Below are 13,178 nucleotides of genomic sequence, written 5' to 3' on the forward strand. Positions count from 1 at the left end.
GATGCAGGTCCAGAGGGGACTGCAATAATAAGACTGCGCCCATGAAGGTCGCGAGAGACAAGGCCGCTTTCAGCCCAAGGTGATCCCGGATGTACGGACACCACAGGCCGGAAGCGGCCTTTCTTATGCAGCCTGTTTTTCTGTGCGGGCGCATTGGCGAAACACGCCCGCTCGACTATCTAAATGTCACGCATCGTTTTGAAACAGGCAGCAGGCAAACCAGCCGCGCCGGCGGCAGGAGTGAATGACATGGCAGACGTCACCAAGGAACAGGTCCTCGAAAAGCTGAAGGGCGTGCGCGGTCCGGATATGGACGGCAATATCGTCGATATGGGTCTTGTCTCCGATGTCTTCATCTCCGATTCCAAGGTCTATTTCTCAATTACCGTACCGGCCGAACGCGCCCGCGAACTCGATCCGCTGCGCGCCGCAGCCGAGCGGGTGGTCAAGGAAATTCCAGGCGTCAAGGGCGCCATGGTGGCGTTGACCGCCGACAGGAAGGCGACGCCATCCTCGGCGCCGGTCCAGAGGCCCGCCTCAGCACCGTCCCACGCCGGGCATTCCCATGCGGGGCATACGCACGCCGCGGCTCCCGGCCAGCGCCCTGCAGGTCCGGCAAAGGCCGGCATCCCGGGCGTCGGCGCGATCATCGCTGTGGCATCCGGCAAGGGCGGTGTCGGCAAATCGACGACGTCGGTCAACCTTGCGCTGGCGCTGAAGGCCAATGGCCTGCGCGTCGGCATTCTCGATGCCGATATCTACGGCCCCTCCATGCCGCGCCTCCTGAAGATTTCCGGCCGTCCGCAGCAGATCGAAGGCCGGATGATCCGGCCGATGGAAAATTACGGCCTGAAGGTAATGTCGATGGGCTTCCTCGTCGACGAGGAGGTCGCAATGATCTGGCGCGGGCCGATGATCCAGTCGGCACTGCTGCAGATGTTGCGCGAAGTGGCCTGGGGCGATCTTGACGTGCTCGTCGTCGACATGCCGCCAGGCACCGGCGACGCGCAACTGACCATGGCCCAGCAGGTTCCGCTCGCCGGCGCCGTCATCGTCTCGACACCGCAGGACCTGGCGCTGATCGATGCCCGCAAGGGGCTTGCGATGTTCCGCAAGGTCGAGGTGCCGGTGTTCGGCATCGTCGAGAACATGAGCTATTTCATCGCGCCCGATACCGGCGCCCGCTACGACATCTTCGGCCATGGCGGCGCCCGCAAGGAGGCCGAGCGCATCGGCGTGCCGTTCCTGGGCGAGGTGCCGCTGACGATCGGCATCCGTGAAACCTCCGACGCCGGCACGCCGGTGGTCGTCTCCGAGCCGGACAGCGAGATTACCAGGGCTTACCGCGAGATCGCCCGGAAAGTATGGGATCAGATCTCCGCTCAGAAGGCCGATACGTCGCGGGCCATGCCGAGCATCGTTTTCGAATAGCGGTTCGCGTCCCTCCCGTCGCGGTTATGCACGCAGCGCATTTCGGAAATGCGTCGCTTCCGCGGTGACAAGTGACAATCGATCGGATAGCGTCGTTAAGTCTTTGGGCGACATTGTGGCACTTTGCCACTTTCTCCATTGATTTTGAATTTGCCTTGCTCCATATGCCTCCCCGCATCCGCAAGGATGAACATCAGCGGTGCTGCCCTCCGTCGGGCTCCGCGTGACCGTGATGACCGATTGAGCCTAAACGACGAGAGTTTCCAGATGCCGCGCGCAGCTTTGATGTCATACGGCGGGGATTGTCCGGCTCGCCACAACACGGCCGTAGCTTCCGCCCGTTCGCATGGCGGAGCGGTCATCGGTTGCGCCGGCTTTACTGGCGCGCATGCAAGGGCGCCGGAATGATCACTGCCTATCGCGACAATGGGGAAGCCATCGTGATCAGCGCGGTGAAGCCTCCCGCTTCCCTGCCAGCCGATATCGTCTGGATCGACATGCTGCGTCCGGACAAGGCGGAGGATTTCCTGGTCGAAAGCTTTCTCGGCATCGAGGTGCCGACCCGCGAGGACATGAAGGACATCGAACCCTCCAGCCGTCTCTACACGGCAGAGGATGCGGTGTTCATGACCGCGTCGCTTGTCTACAAGGCCGACACCAGCCGTCCGGAATTGACCGACGTCGCCTTCATCCTGACGCGAGGAATGCTTGTCACGGTCCGCTACGAGGAGCCGAAGGCGTTCGGCCTGTTCACGGCCGCGATGCACCGCATCCCCGGCGGCTGCGCGACGGGAACAATTCTCGCGACGCGTCTCTTCGAAACCATCACCGACCGCACGGCGGAAATCCTCGAGAATGCGGTTGCGAAAATCGATGCCTTGTCACTGCAGGTCTTTGGCGAGCGTCCCGTCGGACAGCGCCGCCCGCCGCAGTACCTCGAAGCCAAGCTGATGGACGTCGCCTCACACCATCGCCTGGTGGCAAAGACGCGTGACAGCCTTGCCTCACTCTCGCGCGTTCTGACATTTCTCTATACGGTTCCATCCGTGCAGGAAAACAGGGAGGCCACGGAACTCTGCCGCGCCATTTCGCGCGATATCCAGTCCCTGTCGGAACACGCCTCCTTCATTTCGGGAAACATTACCTTCCTGCTCGACGCCTCTCTCGGCCTCATCAACGTCGAGCAGAACGCGATCATCAAGATTTTCTCGATTGCGGCGGTGGTCTTCCTGCCGCCGACCCTGGTTGCCTCGCTGTACGGCATGAACTTCGATGTCATGCCGGAACTGAAATGGACCTTCGGTTATCCCATGGCTGTCGTCGCCATGGTGATTTCCGCAATTGTCCCGTACTACTTCTTTCGCTGGAAAGGCTGGCTGTAAAAGCCGGAAAAGCTCATATGTCCCATTCTGTAGCTACCCACGGAACAGCCGACAAGAATTTGCGGAAGCTTCTGGCTCTTGCGCTTGGTTCGGTCGGCGTTGTCTACGGTGACATCGGCACCAGCCCGCTTTATGCCTTCCGCGAAGCCCTGCGTCCGGTAGCCGCAGATGGGGTGGCCCGCATTGAAATCATCGGCCTGATCTCGCTGGTCATCTGGACGTTGACGATCATCGTCACACTGAAATACGTCCTGTTCCTGCTGCGCGCTGACAATAATGGCGAAGGCGGGACGCTGTCGCTGCTGGCGCTCCTGATGAAATATGTCGGCAGTCATGGGAACCGCCTGTTTTTTCTCGGCATTGCAGGTGCCGCCCTTTTCATCGGCGATGCGATCATTGCGCCGGCCCTGTCCGTGCTTTCGGCGGTCGAGGGGCTGAAACTGGTCACGCCGACATTTTCGCCCTATGTCGTTCCAATCTCCGTCGTTATCCTGCTTGGGCTTTTCGCGGTCCAGTCCCATGGAACGGCCGCCGTTTCGAAATTCTTCGGCCCGATCATGGCGCTTTGGTTCCTGGTTCTGGCCATTGCCGGGATCAGCCACATTCGTGACGACTTCGGTATTCTTGCGGCCTTCAATCCCTACTATGCCGTCTTTTTCCTGGTCCATGCCGGCTACGTCGGTATTGTCGTGCTCGGAGCGGTGTTTCTGACGGTGACCGGCGCCGAGGCGCTCTATGCGGACCTCGGCCATTTTGGCCGCAAGCCGATACAATGGGCCTGGATCGGGCTCGTTTTCCCGTCGCTCGCCCTAAACTATCTGGGGCAGGGGGCTCTTGTACTGAAGCATCCGGAAGCAATGTCGGATCCCTTTTACCTGATGTTCCCGGAATGGGCCCTGCTGCCGGTCGTTATTCTCGCCACCTGTGCGACGATCATTGCGGCCCAGGCCGTCATAACCGGCGCATTCTCCCTGACGCGGCAGGCGATCCATCTCGGCTTCTTGCCGCGCATGGCGATCTTTCATACCTCGGAGACCCAGACCGGGCAGATCTATCTTCCCAACGTCAACGTGATACTGATGTTCGGCGTCATGCTGCTTGTCTTCATGTTCGGATCGTCCGAATCGCTGGCAACGGCCTACGGCATCTCCGTGACGGGGGCGATGGTCGTCGATACCCTGCTTGCCTATGAGTTCGTGCGTGTCCGCTGGAACTGGCCGCTTTCGCTGACGCTGGTTGTCGTTCTGCCGCTTTTATTCCTGGAATTGGTCTTCTTTGGCGCCAACATGCTGAAAGTCCATGATGGCGGCTATGTGCCGGTGACGATCGCCGCCGCCATCATCCTGGTCATGTGGACGTGGAAGCGGGGCACGAAGCTCCTGCATGACAAGACGCGCCATACCGACATTCCGCTTCTGTCCTTCGTGAAATCCATCGAGCGCAAGAGCGAGCATGCGCCGGTCTCCGTGCCAGGCACTGCCGTCTTCCTGACCAGCGACCCGGAATCGACACCGGCGGCGCTCCTGCACAACATCAAGCACAATCACGTCCTGCATGCACAGAACTTTATCCTGACGATCCGTACGGCGAGCGTGCCGATCGTGCCGAAGGACCAGCGCGTGACGGCCAGCAGCATTTCCGAGCGCTTCAGCCTGCTCGAAATGCATTTCGGCTTCATGGAAACCCAGAACGTCTCGCAGGCGCTTGGCCTTTTCCGCAAGACCGGCCTGAAGTTCGACATCATGTCGACCTCCTTCTATCTCGGCCGCCGCAAGCTGGTGCCGGATGCGCAGTCGGGCATGCCGCATTGGCAGGACAGGCTGTTCATAGCGCTCGCCAACGCCGCAATCGACCCGTCCGATTATTTCCGCCTGCCGACCAACCGCGTGGTGGAACTCGGCTCGCACGTTATCATCTAGCCGACTGCATCGCCTCAAGACGCCTTCCGCCGCCGGGCAACCGCGGGAGGCGTTTTGCCTTCATTTCCCAATTCTCCGCCGCCGTCATTAACCAAGCATCAAGGTTAATGCTTCATTGTCGAGGCATGTTGAAGCGGTAGACGCGCCGTTGCGCGCGAAGGCACCGCTTGTCCGATTCACATGCGTGGGGAAATGCGTTCCGGATCGGTTTGCCGGATGGAGCCCTGCGTCTGCCGGTGCGTGGAGTACGGTTGGTGCGTAACAGTCTGAAGTCCCGGTTTTCACCCGCACGCTGGACCGCTCCCTTGATGCTCGGCATCAGTCTTTTCGCCGGCTTCCCGTCGGTCTCTGGCCATTCCGATCTCGCAACCTTTCTCTCCGGCATCAATCGCGGCGGCGAGCGCTGGCGGATGTACATGACCCGCTCCCCCGCAGGCTCATTGCACCAGGTGGAGATGGTTTTCAACGACCCGATCACCACGGGGGCAATCGCCGATGGGGCAGGGATCGCCATGCCGGGCGGTGGCCAGGTGTCGCTGACGGCGGCCGAGAAGCAGGCGGATCCGCGCACGGACGAGGAGCGGGTGAACCGCAAGGACAAGAAGGGTCGCATCGTCGCCGTGGCGCCGGTGACGCCACCGAAGGACTTTACCGCAGGCTCGATCCTGCAGCGCACCAGTTTGCTGACGGAGCCGCTGTTCGATGGCGAGGAGCGCATGGTGTTCTCCAAGCCCAGCATCAAGGGCAAGGAGATCCAGATTGCCACCGCCTTCTACAAGAAGAAGGCACCGAAGCAGGAACCGGGCATGTCGCCGATGCTGGCAAGCCTGGTGACCAATCAGGCGGCGGACGTGCTGGCGACCGCCTACGCGCCGCCGGAACCGGACTATGCGCGCCAATCGCCATTCGATTCCATCCTGCGAAAGGACAAGACCGGCGGCCGGTTCATTCCCGAGATCTCGCGGGAAGACCATGCCTGGGCGGCCAATCCGCTGCCGGCCTGGGTGTTTTCCGAAGCCGAGCAGAAATGCCTGACCGCGGGCATCTATTTCGAATCCCGCGGCGAAACGGTCAAGGGCCAGGCGGCCGTGGCCCAGGTCATTCTCAATCGCGTCCGCAACCCGGCCTATCCGAATACGATCTGTGCCGTCGTCTACCAGAACAGGGGCTGGTACAACCGCTGTCAGTTCTCCTTCGCTTGCGACCGCATTCCCGATATCGTCTGGTCGCGCTCCCACTGGCAGACGGCCAAGGAGGTCGCGCTGGCAGTGACTGCGGGCAAGATCTGGCTTCCCGAAGTCGGCTCCGCCACACATTACCACGCGACCTATGTGAAGCCCGACTGGGGGCCGACGATGAAACGGGTCTCGAAGATCGGCAAGCATATCTTCTACCGCACGTATGGCGGCGGATGGAGCTGAAAGCGTGCTTGATTGGCAATGGCCGGCTAAGCGCCGGCCTTCCTCGCTCTGCAGAAGCGCGCAGCGATTCCCGCAGAATTCCCGCAACAGCTTCTCGGAAATTGTATAAGATATTGTTTTTATGTGATAATATTGTGGCCTAACAAGGGTCTTTGGTGCCTTGACTATGGAGGCACCTAAAACTATGTTGCGGCCGACTTCAAAACGGGCCGAAACGTGGCTTTCAAATCCGGCCCTTGTGTGACCAAGCGCGTGGTTAATCGCCGCGAATGGAAGCAAAGGGAGGGTGCCACATGACGGACAACCGGAAAGAGGGTCTGGAAGATCGGCTGAAACGCCTCGGTTCGGAACTGTCGGAGAAGCGCAAGGAAGATCCGAAGTATGCTGCGGACGAGGCGCGAGCGGCGGAGAACCGCAAGGGCTATCAGGTCGCCGTGAAGCTTTCGAGCGAATTTGTGGCGGCCATCGTCGTCGGTGCACTTCTGGGCTATCTTTTGGACCATTTTACGGGTACAGGGCCGTGGGGGATGATCATCCTTCTCCTCCTTGGTTTCTGCGCCGGTGTGCTGAACGTCCTGCGTTCGGCGGGCATGGTGGCAGCGCCCCATCCCGCTGACCGAGTGGGCAAGAGCGGCGAGAACAAGAGTGATGGCGCGTAAGCGGCCGTCGCAAAGGTAGAAATGTCCGCCAATCCGGCGGTCCAGAACGAGAGAGAACGGCTGTGGCAGGCGATAAGGTAGATCCGGTACACCAGTTTGTGGTCAACAAGATCGTTCCGATCGAAATTGGCGGTATTGATTTCTCCTTTACCAATGCGTCGCTCTTCATGGTCGCAACCCTGGCTGTTGCCGCCGGATTCCTTTACTTCACGACGTCGACGCGCAGCCTGGTTCCCGGGCGCCTGCAGTCCGTCTCCGAACTTTCCTATGAATTCATCGCCTCGATGCTGCGCGAAGGCGCCGGCTCCCACGGCATGAAATTCTTCCCGATGGTGTTTTCGCTGTTCATGTTCATTCTGACGGCAAACATGCTCGGCATGGTTCCCTACTTTTTCACCATTACCAGCCAGATCATCGTGACCTTTGCGCTTGCGATCTTCGTTATCGGCACGGTTCTGGTTTACGGTTTTTATAAGCACGGCCTTGGCTTCCTCAACGTGTTCGTGCCCTCTGGCGTACCCGGCATTCTTCTGCCGCTCGTGATCTCCATTGAAATCATCTCCTTCCTTTCCCGCCCGATCAGCCTCTCCGTTCGTCTCTTTGCGAACATGCTGGCCGGCCACATCACGCTGAAGGTGTTCGCAGGCTTCGTTGCCTCGCTCGGAACGCTCGGCGCGCTGGGTATTGGCGGTGCGGTTCTGCCGCTCATCATGACCGTTGCCCTTACGGGCCTCGAATTCCTCGTCGCCTTCCTCCAGGCCTATGTCTTTGCGGTGCTGACATGCATGTACCTCAACGACGCAGTGCATCCGGGTGGCCACTAAGGAATAAAGTCGTGGGCTTTCCCGAGTTTCATCGGTGAAGGTGCCAAACACAGCCGCAACAACCATTTCGAAGGAGAAAATCATGGAAGCGGAAGCAGCAAAGTTCATCGGTGCAGGCCTCGCTTGCCTCGGCATGGCCGGCACGGCTCTCGGCCTCGGCAACATCTTTGGCAGCTACCTGTCCGGCGCTCTGCGCAACCCGTCTGCCGCCGACAGCCAGTTCGGCCGCCTCGTATTCGGCTTCGCCGTTACGGAAGCTCTGGGCATCTTCTCGCTGCTCGTAGCACTGCTGCTCCTTTTCGCCGTCTAAGATTGGCTTGAAGGCAGGGTCGCGGTTAGGCCGCGGCCCGCATCTTTTCTGAATGCACCTGGAGGTGAGCATGTTTGTGACCGCGGCCTATGCCCAGTCAACCACCACCGAAGGCGCAGAGACCCACGACGCCGCTGCCGGCGAGGTTCACACCGAGACTGGTGTAGCCCATGAAGGCGGACATGGCTCGGGAGTGTTCCCGCCCTTCGATTCTTCGACATTCGCATCGCAGCTTCTCTGGCTGGCGATCAGCTTCGGTCTTTTCTACCTTCTGATGTCGAGGGTCGTCATGCCGCGCATCGGCAGCATTCTCGAAACGCGCCACGATACGATCGCCCGCGATCTCGACGACGCCGCTCGCTCGAAGGCCGAGGCAGACGCTGCCGTGGCCGCCTACGAGCAGGAACTGGCAACGGCCCGGGCCAAGGGCAACGTGATTGCCGCCACCGCCCGCGAAGCCGCAAAGGCAAAGGCTGCCGCCGATCGCACCGCGGTCGAGACCAGCCTGAACGACAAGATTTCCGCCGCTGAGGCCCGCATCGCCGATATCAAGGCGAAGGCGCTGGCCGATGTCGGCTCGATCGCCGAGGAAACGGCAAGCGCCGTCATCGAGCAGCTGATCGGCGGCAAGGTATCGAAGGCCGAGATCGCATCCGCGGTCAAGGCATCGGCGAAGTAAGGAGCGCATCATGGATTTGACCTCACTGGCCACATTCTGGGCCTTCGTCGGCCTTGTGCTTTTCCTCGCACTCGTCGTCTACCTCAAGGTGCCGGGCAAGCTCGCCAAGTCGCTCGACGACCGCGCTGCGCGCATCACCCATGAACTCGGCGAAGCCAAGCGCCTGCGCGCCGAAGCCCAGTCGCTGCTGGCCGAATACCAGGGCAAGCGCAAGGAAGCCGAGGCGGAAGCGGCCAACATCGTTGCCGCCGCCCAGCGCGAAGCCGAAATGCTGACGGCCGAAGCCAAGCAGAGGACCGACGAATTCGTCGCTCGCCGCACGGCTCTGTCGGAGCAGAAGATCAAGCAGGCCGAAATCGACGCGATCAATTCGGTTCGCGCCACCGCAGTCGATATCGCCATTGCCGCTGCAGAAAGCGTCATCACCGCAAAGTCCGATGCTTCAACGCAGGCGACCCTGTTCGCCAAGGCTGTCAGCGACGTGAAGTCCCGTCTCAACTGAGCGGCTGCTTAAGTGAAGAATGAAAGAAGGTCGGCTCGCGCCGGCCTTTTTTGTTGAGCGGGGAGAGCGGCGCGTTCGTGCCCCTGCGATGCCGATGCGAAAACGTCTCCCAGTGTTCGTGGTATCGTTCAGAAGCGAGTTCCTGGTCGGCGTAGAGTTTAGCTGGAGGCCGTGGCGCATGGATGACACAGCGCGAAAGATGATCGTCATGGACGCGGGCGTCTCCCGCTTCCAGCTTAGAGCCGGCGCATTGATCTGGGCCACAGACCACATTCTCGTCCATCGCGCCGTCGGCGACCCATATTGGTCCTTGCCCGGCGGCCGCGTCGAACTTGACGAGTCGAGCGAGGAAGCCTTGGCCCGTGAGATCGATGAGGAACTCGGGTGCACCGCAACGGTCGGACGGCTGCGCTTCGTCATCGAGAATTTTTTCGAATTGGATGGCCGGAAGGCCCATGAGCTCGGTTTCTACTTTGATGCGGAACTGTCACGGCCCCTTCCATTCCATGAGAGCGAGATCATTCATCGCGTTCGGGACGGAAATTCCGATTTGGAGTTTCGCTGGGCGCTGCCGACCGCGACCACGCTGCATGAACTGGATTTGAAGCCGAGACCCCTGCGCGATCTGATTGCGGCCAAAAATGCCGACTTTGCGCATCTGGTGTACCGGGACGTTCCATAGATCGATGGCATACACCAACTCGCAAAACCGCAGGGCAAAAAGCAGAACGGCGCTTTATTCGCCCTTGATTGCCATTGGCGCGAGCGTCAGGCAGGCCTCTTCAAATTCTTGCATGGTTTCCGGCGAATTGTCAGTCGGCAGGACGGCGTCCGTGGCAACGTCGGTTGCGTCGCCAGCCGTTTGGCCGTCATAGACATAGGACTGGATATAATAGGCGAGGCCACCCTTCCAGACCTTGCGGCCGTCGATTTCCTTGCAAGGATAGGCCGTCTGCAGGTCGGCCTGGAGCGCGTCTGCAGTCGGCGGCGCAGTGAGCGACGCATCCGTCGTGGCCGTGAGTGCCAGCATAATTAGGCCAAAGATCAAGATCCCGATCCCTCCAAGTGATTCGCAAGCCAGAGGCACGGACTCTATAACGCAGCCGAGCACCGGTTTGTTACAGCCGAAACGCTTCGCTGAGAGTTTTCCGCGGCGATTTATGAGGGGTGTCTAAAATCCGCAACAGGCGCACGACGTCCGTCCTCGCAGGGCAATTGGCTACGGGAAGGCGGCAAAGTCGTCGTCAGGCGCCTCTTCTCCATCCTGCCGCAGCGGGCGAAAACTCATGCGATGCAGCGGGCAGGGGCCATGGGTGTCGAGGGCCTTGCGGTGACGAACGGTGGCATAGCCAGCATGCAGGGCAAAACCATAGGCGGGAAAGACGAGACCGGCCCGGATCATCATCCGGTCGCGCGCCACTTTGGCAACGATCGAGGCGGCGGCGATCGACAGCGACCGCGCATCGCCCTTGACGACCGCCTTGCCTTGGCAAGGAAGCCCGGGTGGCACGTCGCGACCATCGGCGAGCACCAGGGCAGGGCGCGACGAGAGCCCGAGGACGGCCCGGCGCATGGCATCGAGGCTTGCCTTGCGTATATCCGTTTCGTCGATCCTGCCGGCAGCCGAAGAGGCGATCGAGACGATGGATGAGGAAAGGATGATGTCGAACAGCTCCTCTCGACGGGTGATCGAAAGCTGTTTGCTGTCGTTCAGCCCTTCGGGGATATTGGCCGGATCAAGGATCACAGCCGCAGCAACCACGGGACCGGCGAGCGGTCCACGCCCTGCCTCATCCGTTCCGGCCACCGGCCACAGGCCATCGCGCCGCGCGCCCATCTCAAGGCTGAAATCGGGGCCTTCGATGGTTTCGAAGAGAAAGGGGGAATCGGGCGGTGTGCTTCGTGACATGCGGCGAAACTCGCACACAAGCCCGATTCCCTGCAAGTCCTCCGGCAGAGAGGCGGCTGCCGGAGGATGGACCGATCGAGCCCCGGGGCAAGAAGCAGGACCGGCATTCGTTGTGCGCCGAACGAAGACGTCAGAGCAGCGACAGCTGGACGCCGGTGCCGAGCGGCGGAACGAACAGGTCGCAGTTCAGCGGGCGCTTTGCCACGTTCAGTCCGAGCCGCTTGGCCGCCAGTTCGAAACGGCGGCCGATCTGCCAGGCATAAGGACCGGCGCCCTTCATGCGCTTGCCGAATTCGGCATCGTAGTCCTTGCCGCCGCGCATCGAGCGCACCAGTGACATGACGTGGCGGTAGCGATCCGGATAGTTCCTGAGCAGCCAGTCGCGAAACAACGGGCTCACCTCTAGCGGCAGGCGCAGAAGCACGTAGCTCGCATGGCTGGCACCGGCGGTTTTGCCTGATTCCAGCACCCGCTCGATCTCGTGGTCGTTCAGGGCCGGAACGACCGGCGCCATCATCACCGTTGATGGAATGCCCGCCTCCGAGAGCGCCTTGATAGCTTCCAGGCGCTTGGATGGCGTCGAGGCGCGTGGCTCCATCAGACGAGCGAGCTTGCGGTCAAGGGTCGTTACCGAGAGGCCGACCTTCGCCAGTCCCTTCTCTGCCATCGGTGCGAGAAGATCCATGTCGCGCATGACCATCGCCGACTTTGTGACGATCATCACCGGATGCTCGCAGGCCTTCAGCACTTCGAGGACCTGGCGCATGATCCGCCATTCCTTCTCGATCGGCTGGTAGGGATCGGTGTTGGTGCCGATGGCGATCGGGCGCACCTGGTAGCCGGGTTTTGCCAGTTCACGTTCAAGCAGCTTTGCCGCATCCGGTTTGGCGTAGAGCTTGGTCTCGAAATCGAGCCCCGGCGACAGGCCCATATAGGCGTGGGTCGGACGGGCAAAGCAGTAGATGCAGCCATGCTCGCATCCGCGGTACGGGTTGACTGAGCGATCGAAGGGAAGGTCGGGGGATTCGTTGCGGCTGATGATCGCGCGCGGCCTTTCGACCTGAACCTCGGTCTGGAGGGCCGGCAGGTCGCCCAGCGATTCCCAGCCGTCATCTTCCAGAGCGCGGGAGACAGGCTCGAAACGTCCCGACGTATTGAGGGCGGCGCCACGGCCACGCCGGCGATCGATCTCGATCCGTATTCCGGAACCGGCGATCATCGCCTCGGCCATATCAGCCGTGTTGCCGGGCGCAAGGGCGCCCTGCCTGATCTCAGACAGCTCGTTCATGGGTCTCTCCGGGAATGGTCCTTGCAGACGATCCGTTATGCTCTGATTATTTTCCTAACCCAGAAAACGGAACAATACAAGAACAAAATGACGAAGCGTGCTGGGAAGCCCGCCCGGTGTGGCCAGGTCTGTCTTCGTTTGGGTGCGGATTCATCATGAATGAAAAGTTAATCACCGGAAAACGAAGGGTTTATGGAAATTGCCGGTGCGATGGGTTATGGACGGCGATGCTGACGATCATCATCGAAACCCGCAACAACGAAGCTGAACTGGTGCAGACGCTGTCGGCGCTGGTCGCAGGTGCCGTGGAAGGCCTGGTAAGCGACGTGATCGTCCTCGATCACGGCTCGCGCGACGGTTCCAGCCGTGTCGCCGATGCCGCCGGCGCGCGCTTCTGCACAAGCTGGGACATGAAGGACATCGTGCGCTCCGCGCGGGGCGACTGGCTGTTGCTCTTGGAGGCGGGCGCGAGACCAGCGGGCCGCTGGATCGATGACGTGGCCGAATATATGTCTCTTAGTAAGACACCAGCGCGTTTTTCGCCTTCGCGGCTGCATCGTCGGCCGTTCCTGAAGCGCGTCGTCACCCGCGCGGCGCCGCTGGAGCTGGGCTTCCTACTATCGCGGCAACAGGCGACGGCGATCGCAAAATCCGGCATGCGGCTCAGCGATTTTGCAACCGGCCGCGCGGTGCGCCGCCTGGGCAGCGAACTCGTGCCGGCCTGGGTCGCAATTGACAATCGTCCCGGCGCGGACCATTGCTAGGCGATAAGGTCCTCATTTAACCTCATACAGCAAAAAGAGCAGGCCCTTTCAGGCCTGCTCGCGCGTGATGAAAATGAAAGGCTGAAAAGG

14 protein-coding genes are annotated in these 13,178 nt (G+C 61.0%); 11 read left to right on the top strand and 3 right to left on the bottom strand.

The genetic code is table 11. The features are described 5' to 3' along the window. Positions 1-249: 249 nt before the first annotated feature. The 10 genes from apbC (at position 250) to JNB71_RS11380 (ending at position 9,809) form a co-directional block, all read left to right on the top strand. A complete protein-coding gene (apbC, locus tag JNB71_RS11335) occupies positions 250-1,431 on the top strand; it encodes an iron-sulfur cluster carrier protein ApbC (RefSeq protein ID WP_220371886.1) in 1,182 nt (393 codons plus the stop codon). A gap of 404 nt (positions 1,432-1,835) precedes the next feature. After that, positions 1,836-2,813, top strand: a complete 978-nt coding sequence (locus JNB71_RS11340; RefSeq protein ID WP_220371887.1) for a magnesium transporter CorA family protein — start codon at positions 1,836-1,838, stop codon at positions 2,811-2,813. 17 nt (positions 2,814-2,830) lie between these two features. Further along, positions 2,831-4,732 (top strand): potassium transporter Kup, encoded by a 1,902-nt coding sequence (locus JNB71_RS11345; protein WP_220371888.1) that lies wholly within the window; start codon positions 2,831-2,833, stop codon positions 4,730-4,732. 308 nt (positions 4,733-5,040) lie between these two features. Continuing rightward, positions 5,041-6,153, top strand: coding sequence for a cell wall hydrolase (locus tag JNB71_RS11350; protein WP_223215836.1), 1,113 nt, complete (start codon positions 5,041-5,043; stop codon positions 6,151-6,153). A gap of 293 nt (positions 6,154-6,446) precedes the next feature. Next, complete coding sequence (locus tag JNB71_RS11355) at positions 6,447-6,812, top strand: AtpZ/AtpI family protein (RefSeq protein WP_018330053.1); 366 nt, start codon at positions 6,447-6,449, stop codon at positions 6,810-6,812. A 62-nt stretch (positions 6,813-6,874) separates the two neighbouring features. Next, complete coding sequence (locus tag JNB71_RS11360) at positions 6,875-7,636, top strand: F0F1 ATP synthase subunit A (RefSeq protein ID WP_040669631.1); 762 nt, start codon at positions 6,875-6,877, stop codon at positions 7,634-7,636. 82 nt (positions 7,637-7,718) lie between these two features. Then, positions 7,719-7,946 (top strand): F0F1 ATP synthase subunit C, encoded by a 228-nt coding sequence (locus JNB71_RS11365; RefSeq protein ID WP_018330055.1) that lies wholly within the window; start codon positions 7,719-7,721, stop codon positions 7,944-7,946. A 70-nt stretch (positions 7,947-8,016) separates the two neighbouring features. Continuing rightward, a complete protein-coding gene (locus JNB71_RS11370; RefSeq protein ID WP_220371890.1) occupies positions 8,017-8,625 on the top strand; it encodes a F0F1 ATP synthase subunit B in 609 nt (202 codons plus the stop codon). 10 nt (positions 8,626-8,635) lie between these two features. Next, complete coding sequence (locus JNB71_RS11375; RefSeq protein WP_431028666.1) at positions 8,636-9,127, top strand: F0F1 ATP synthase subunit B; 492 nt, start codon at positions 8,636-8,638, stop codon at positions 9,125-9,127. A 19-nt stretch (positions 9,128-9,146) separates the two neighbouring features. Further along, positions 9,147-9,809 (top strand): NUDIX hydrolase, encoded by a 663-nt coding sequence (locus tag JNB71_RS11380; RefSeq protein WP_346657252.1) that lies wholly within the window; start codon positions 9,147-9,149, stop codon positions 9,807-9,809. Positions 9,810-9,863: 54 nt separating this feature from the next. Here JNB71_RS11380 and JNB71_RS11385 read toward each other — a convergent pair whose 3' ends face one another. From JNB71_RS11385 to JNB71_RS11395, 3 genes are all read right to left on the bottom strand, one after another. Continuing rightward, on the bottom strand, positions 9,864-10,157 hold the full coding sequence (locus JNB71_RS11385; RefSeq protein WP_222857243.1) for a hypothetical protein: 294 nt from the start codon (positions 10,155-10,157) through the stop codon (positions 9,864-9,866). A 189-nt stretch (positions 10,158-10,346) separates the two neighbouring features. Further along, on the bottom strand, positions 10,347-11,036 hold the full coding sequence (locus JNB71_RS11390; protein WP_220371891.1) for a ribonuclease HII: 690 nt from the start codon (positions 11,034-11,036) through the stop codon (positions 10,347-10,349). A 130-nt stretch (positions 11,037-11,166) separates the two neighbouring features. Next, positions 11,167-12,324 (bottom strand): PA0069 family radical SAM protein, encoded by a 1,158-nt coding sequence (locus JNB71_RS11395; RefSeq protein WP_220371892.1) that lies wholly within the window; start codon positions 12,322-12,324, stop codon positions 11,167-11,169. 227 nt (positions 12,325-12,551) lie between these two features. On the opposite strand from JNB71_RS11395, the gene JNB71_RS11400 reads away from it, so the two are divergent. Further along, entirely contained in the window at positions 12,552-13,088 is a 537-nt protein-coding gene (locus tag JNB71_RS11400; protein WP_220372249.1) for a glycosyl transferase, read from the top strand. Positions 13,089-13,178: the final 90 nt, after the last annotated feature.

This window comes from Rhizobium herbae (genome assembly GCF_019511375.1).
Classification (GTDB): Bacteria; Pseudomonadota; Alphaproteobacteria; order Rhizobiales; family Rhizobiaceae; genus Pararhizobium; species Pararhizobium herbae_A.

What these genes read in the sequence shown, in the direction of transcription:
- apbC (WP_220371886.1), top strand. Translation starts at nt 250, where the DNA reads ATGGCAGACGTCACCAAGGAACAGGTCCTCGAAAAGCTGAAGGGCGTG.
- JNB71_RS11340 (WP_220371887.1), top strand. Translation starts at nt 1,836, where the DNA reads ATGATCACTGCCTATCGCGACAATGGGGAAGCCATCGTGATCAGCGCG.
- JNB71_RS11345 (WP_220371888.1), top strand. Translation starts at nt 2,831, where the DNA reads ATGTCCCATTCTGTAGCTACCCACGGAACAGCCGACAAGAATTTGCGG.
- JNB71_RS11350 (WP_223215836.1), top strand. Translation starts at nt 5,041, where the DNA reads ATGCTCGGCATCAGTCTTTTCGCCGGCTTCCCGTCGGTCTCTGGCCAT.
- JNB71_RS11355 (WP_018330053.1), top strand. Translation starts at nt 6,447, where the DNA reads ATGACGGACAACCGGAAAGAGGGTCTGGAAGATCGGCTGAAACGCCTC.
- JNB71_RS11365 (WP_018330055.1), top strand. Translation starts at nt 7,719, where the DNA reads ATGGAAGCGGAAGCAGCAAAGTTCATCGGTGCAGGCCTCGCTTGCCTC.
- JNB71_RS11370 (WP_220371890.1), top strand. Translation starts at nt 8,017, where the DNA reads ATGTTTGTGACCGCGGCCTATGCCCAGTCAACCACCACCGAAGGCGCA.
- JNB71_RS11375 (WP_431028666.1), top strand. Translation starts at nt 8,636, where the DNA reads ATGGATTTGACCTCACTGGCCACATTCTGGGCCTTCGTCGGCCTTGTG.
- JNB71_RS11380 (WP_346657252.1), top strand. Translation starts at nt 9,147, where the DNA reads ATGAAAGAAGGTCGGCTCGCGCCGGCCTTTTTTGTTGAGCGGGGAGAG.
- JNB71_RS11385 (WP_222857243.1), bottom strand. Translation starts at nt 10,157, where the DNA reads ATGCTGGCACTCACGGCCACGACGGATGCGTCGCTCACTGCGCCGCCG.
- JNB71_RS11390 (WP_220371891.1), bottom strand. Translation starts at nt 11,036, where the DNA reads ATGTCACGAAGCACACCGCCCGATTCCCCCTTTCTCTTCGAAACCATC.
- JNB71_RS11395 (WP_220371892.1), bottom strand. Translation starts at nt 12,324, where the DNA reads ATGAACGAGCTGTCTGAGATCAGGCAGGGCGCCCTTGCGCCCGGCAAC.
- JNB71_RS11400 (WP_220372249.1), top strand. Translation starts at nt 12,552, where the DNA reads ATGCTGACGATCATCATCGAAACCCGCAACAACGAAGCTGAACTGGTG.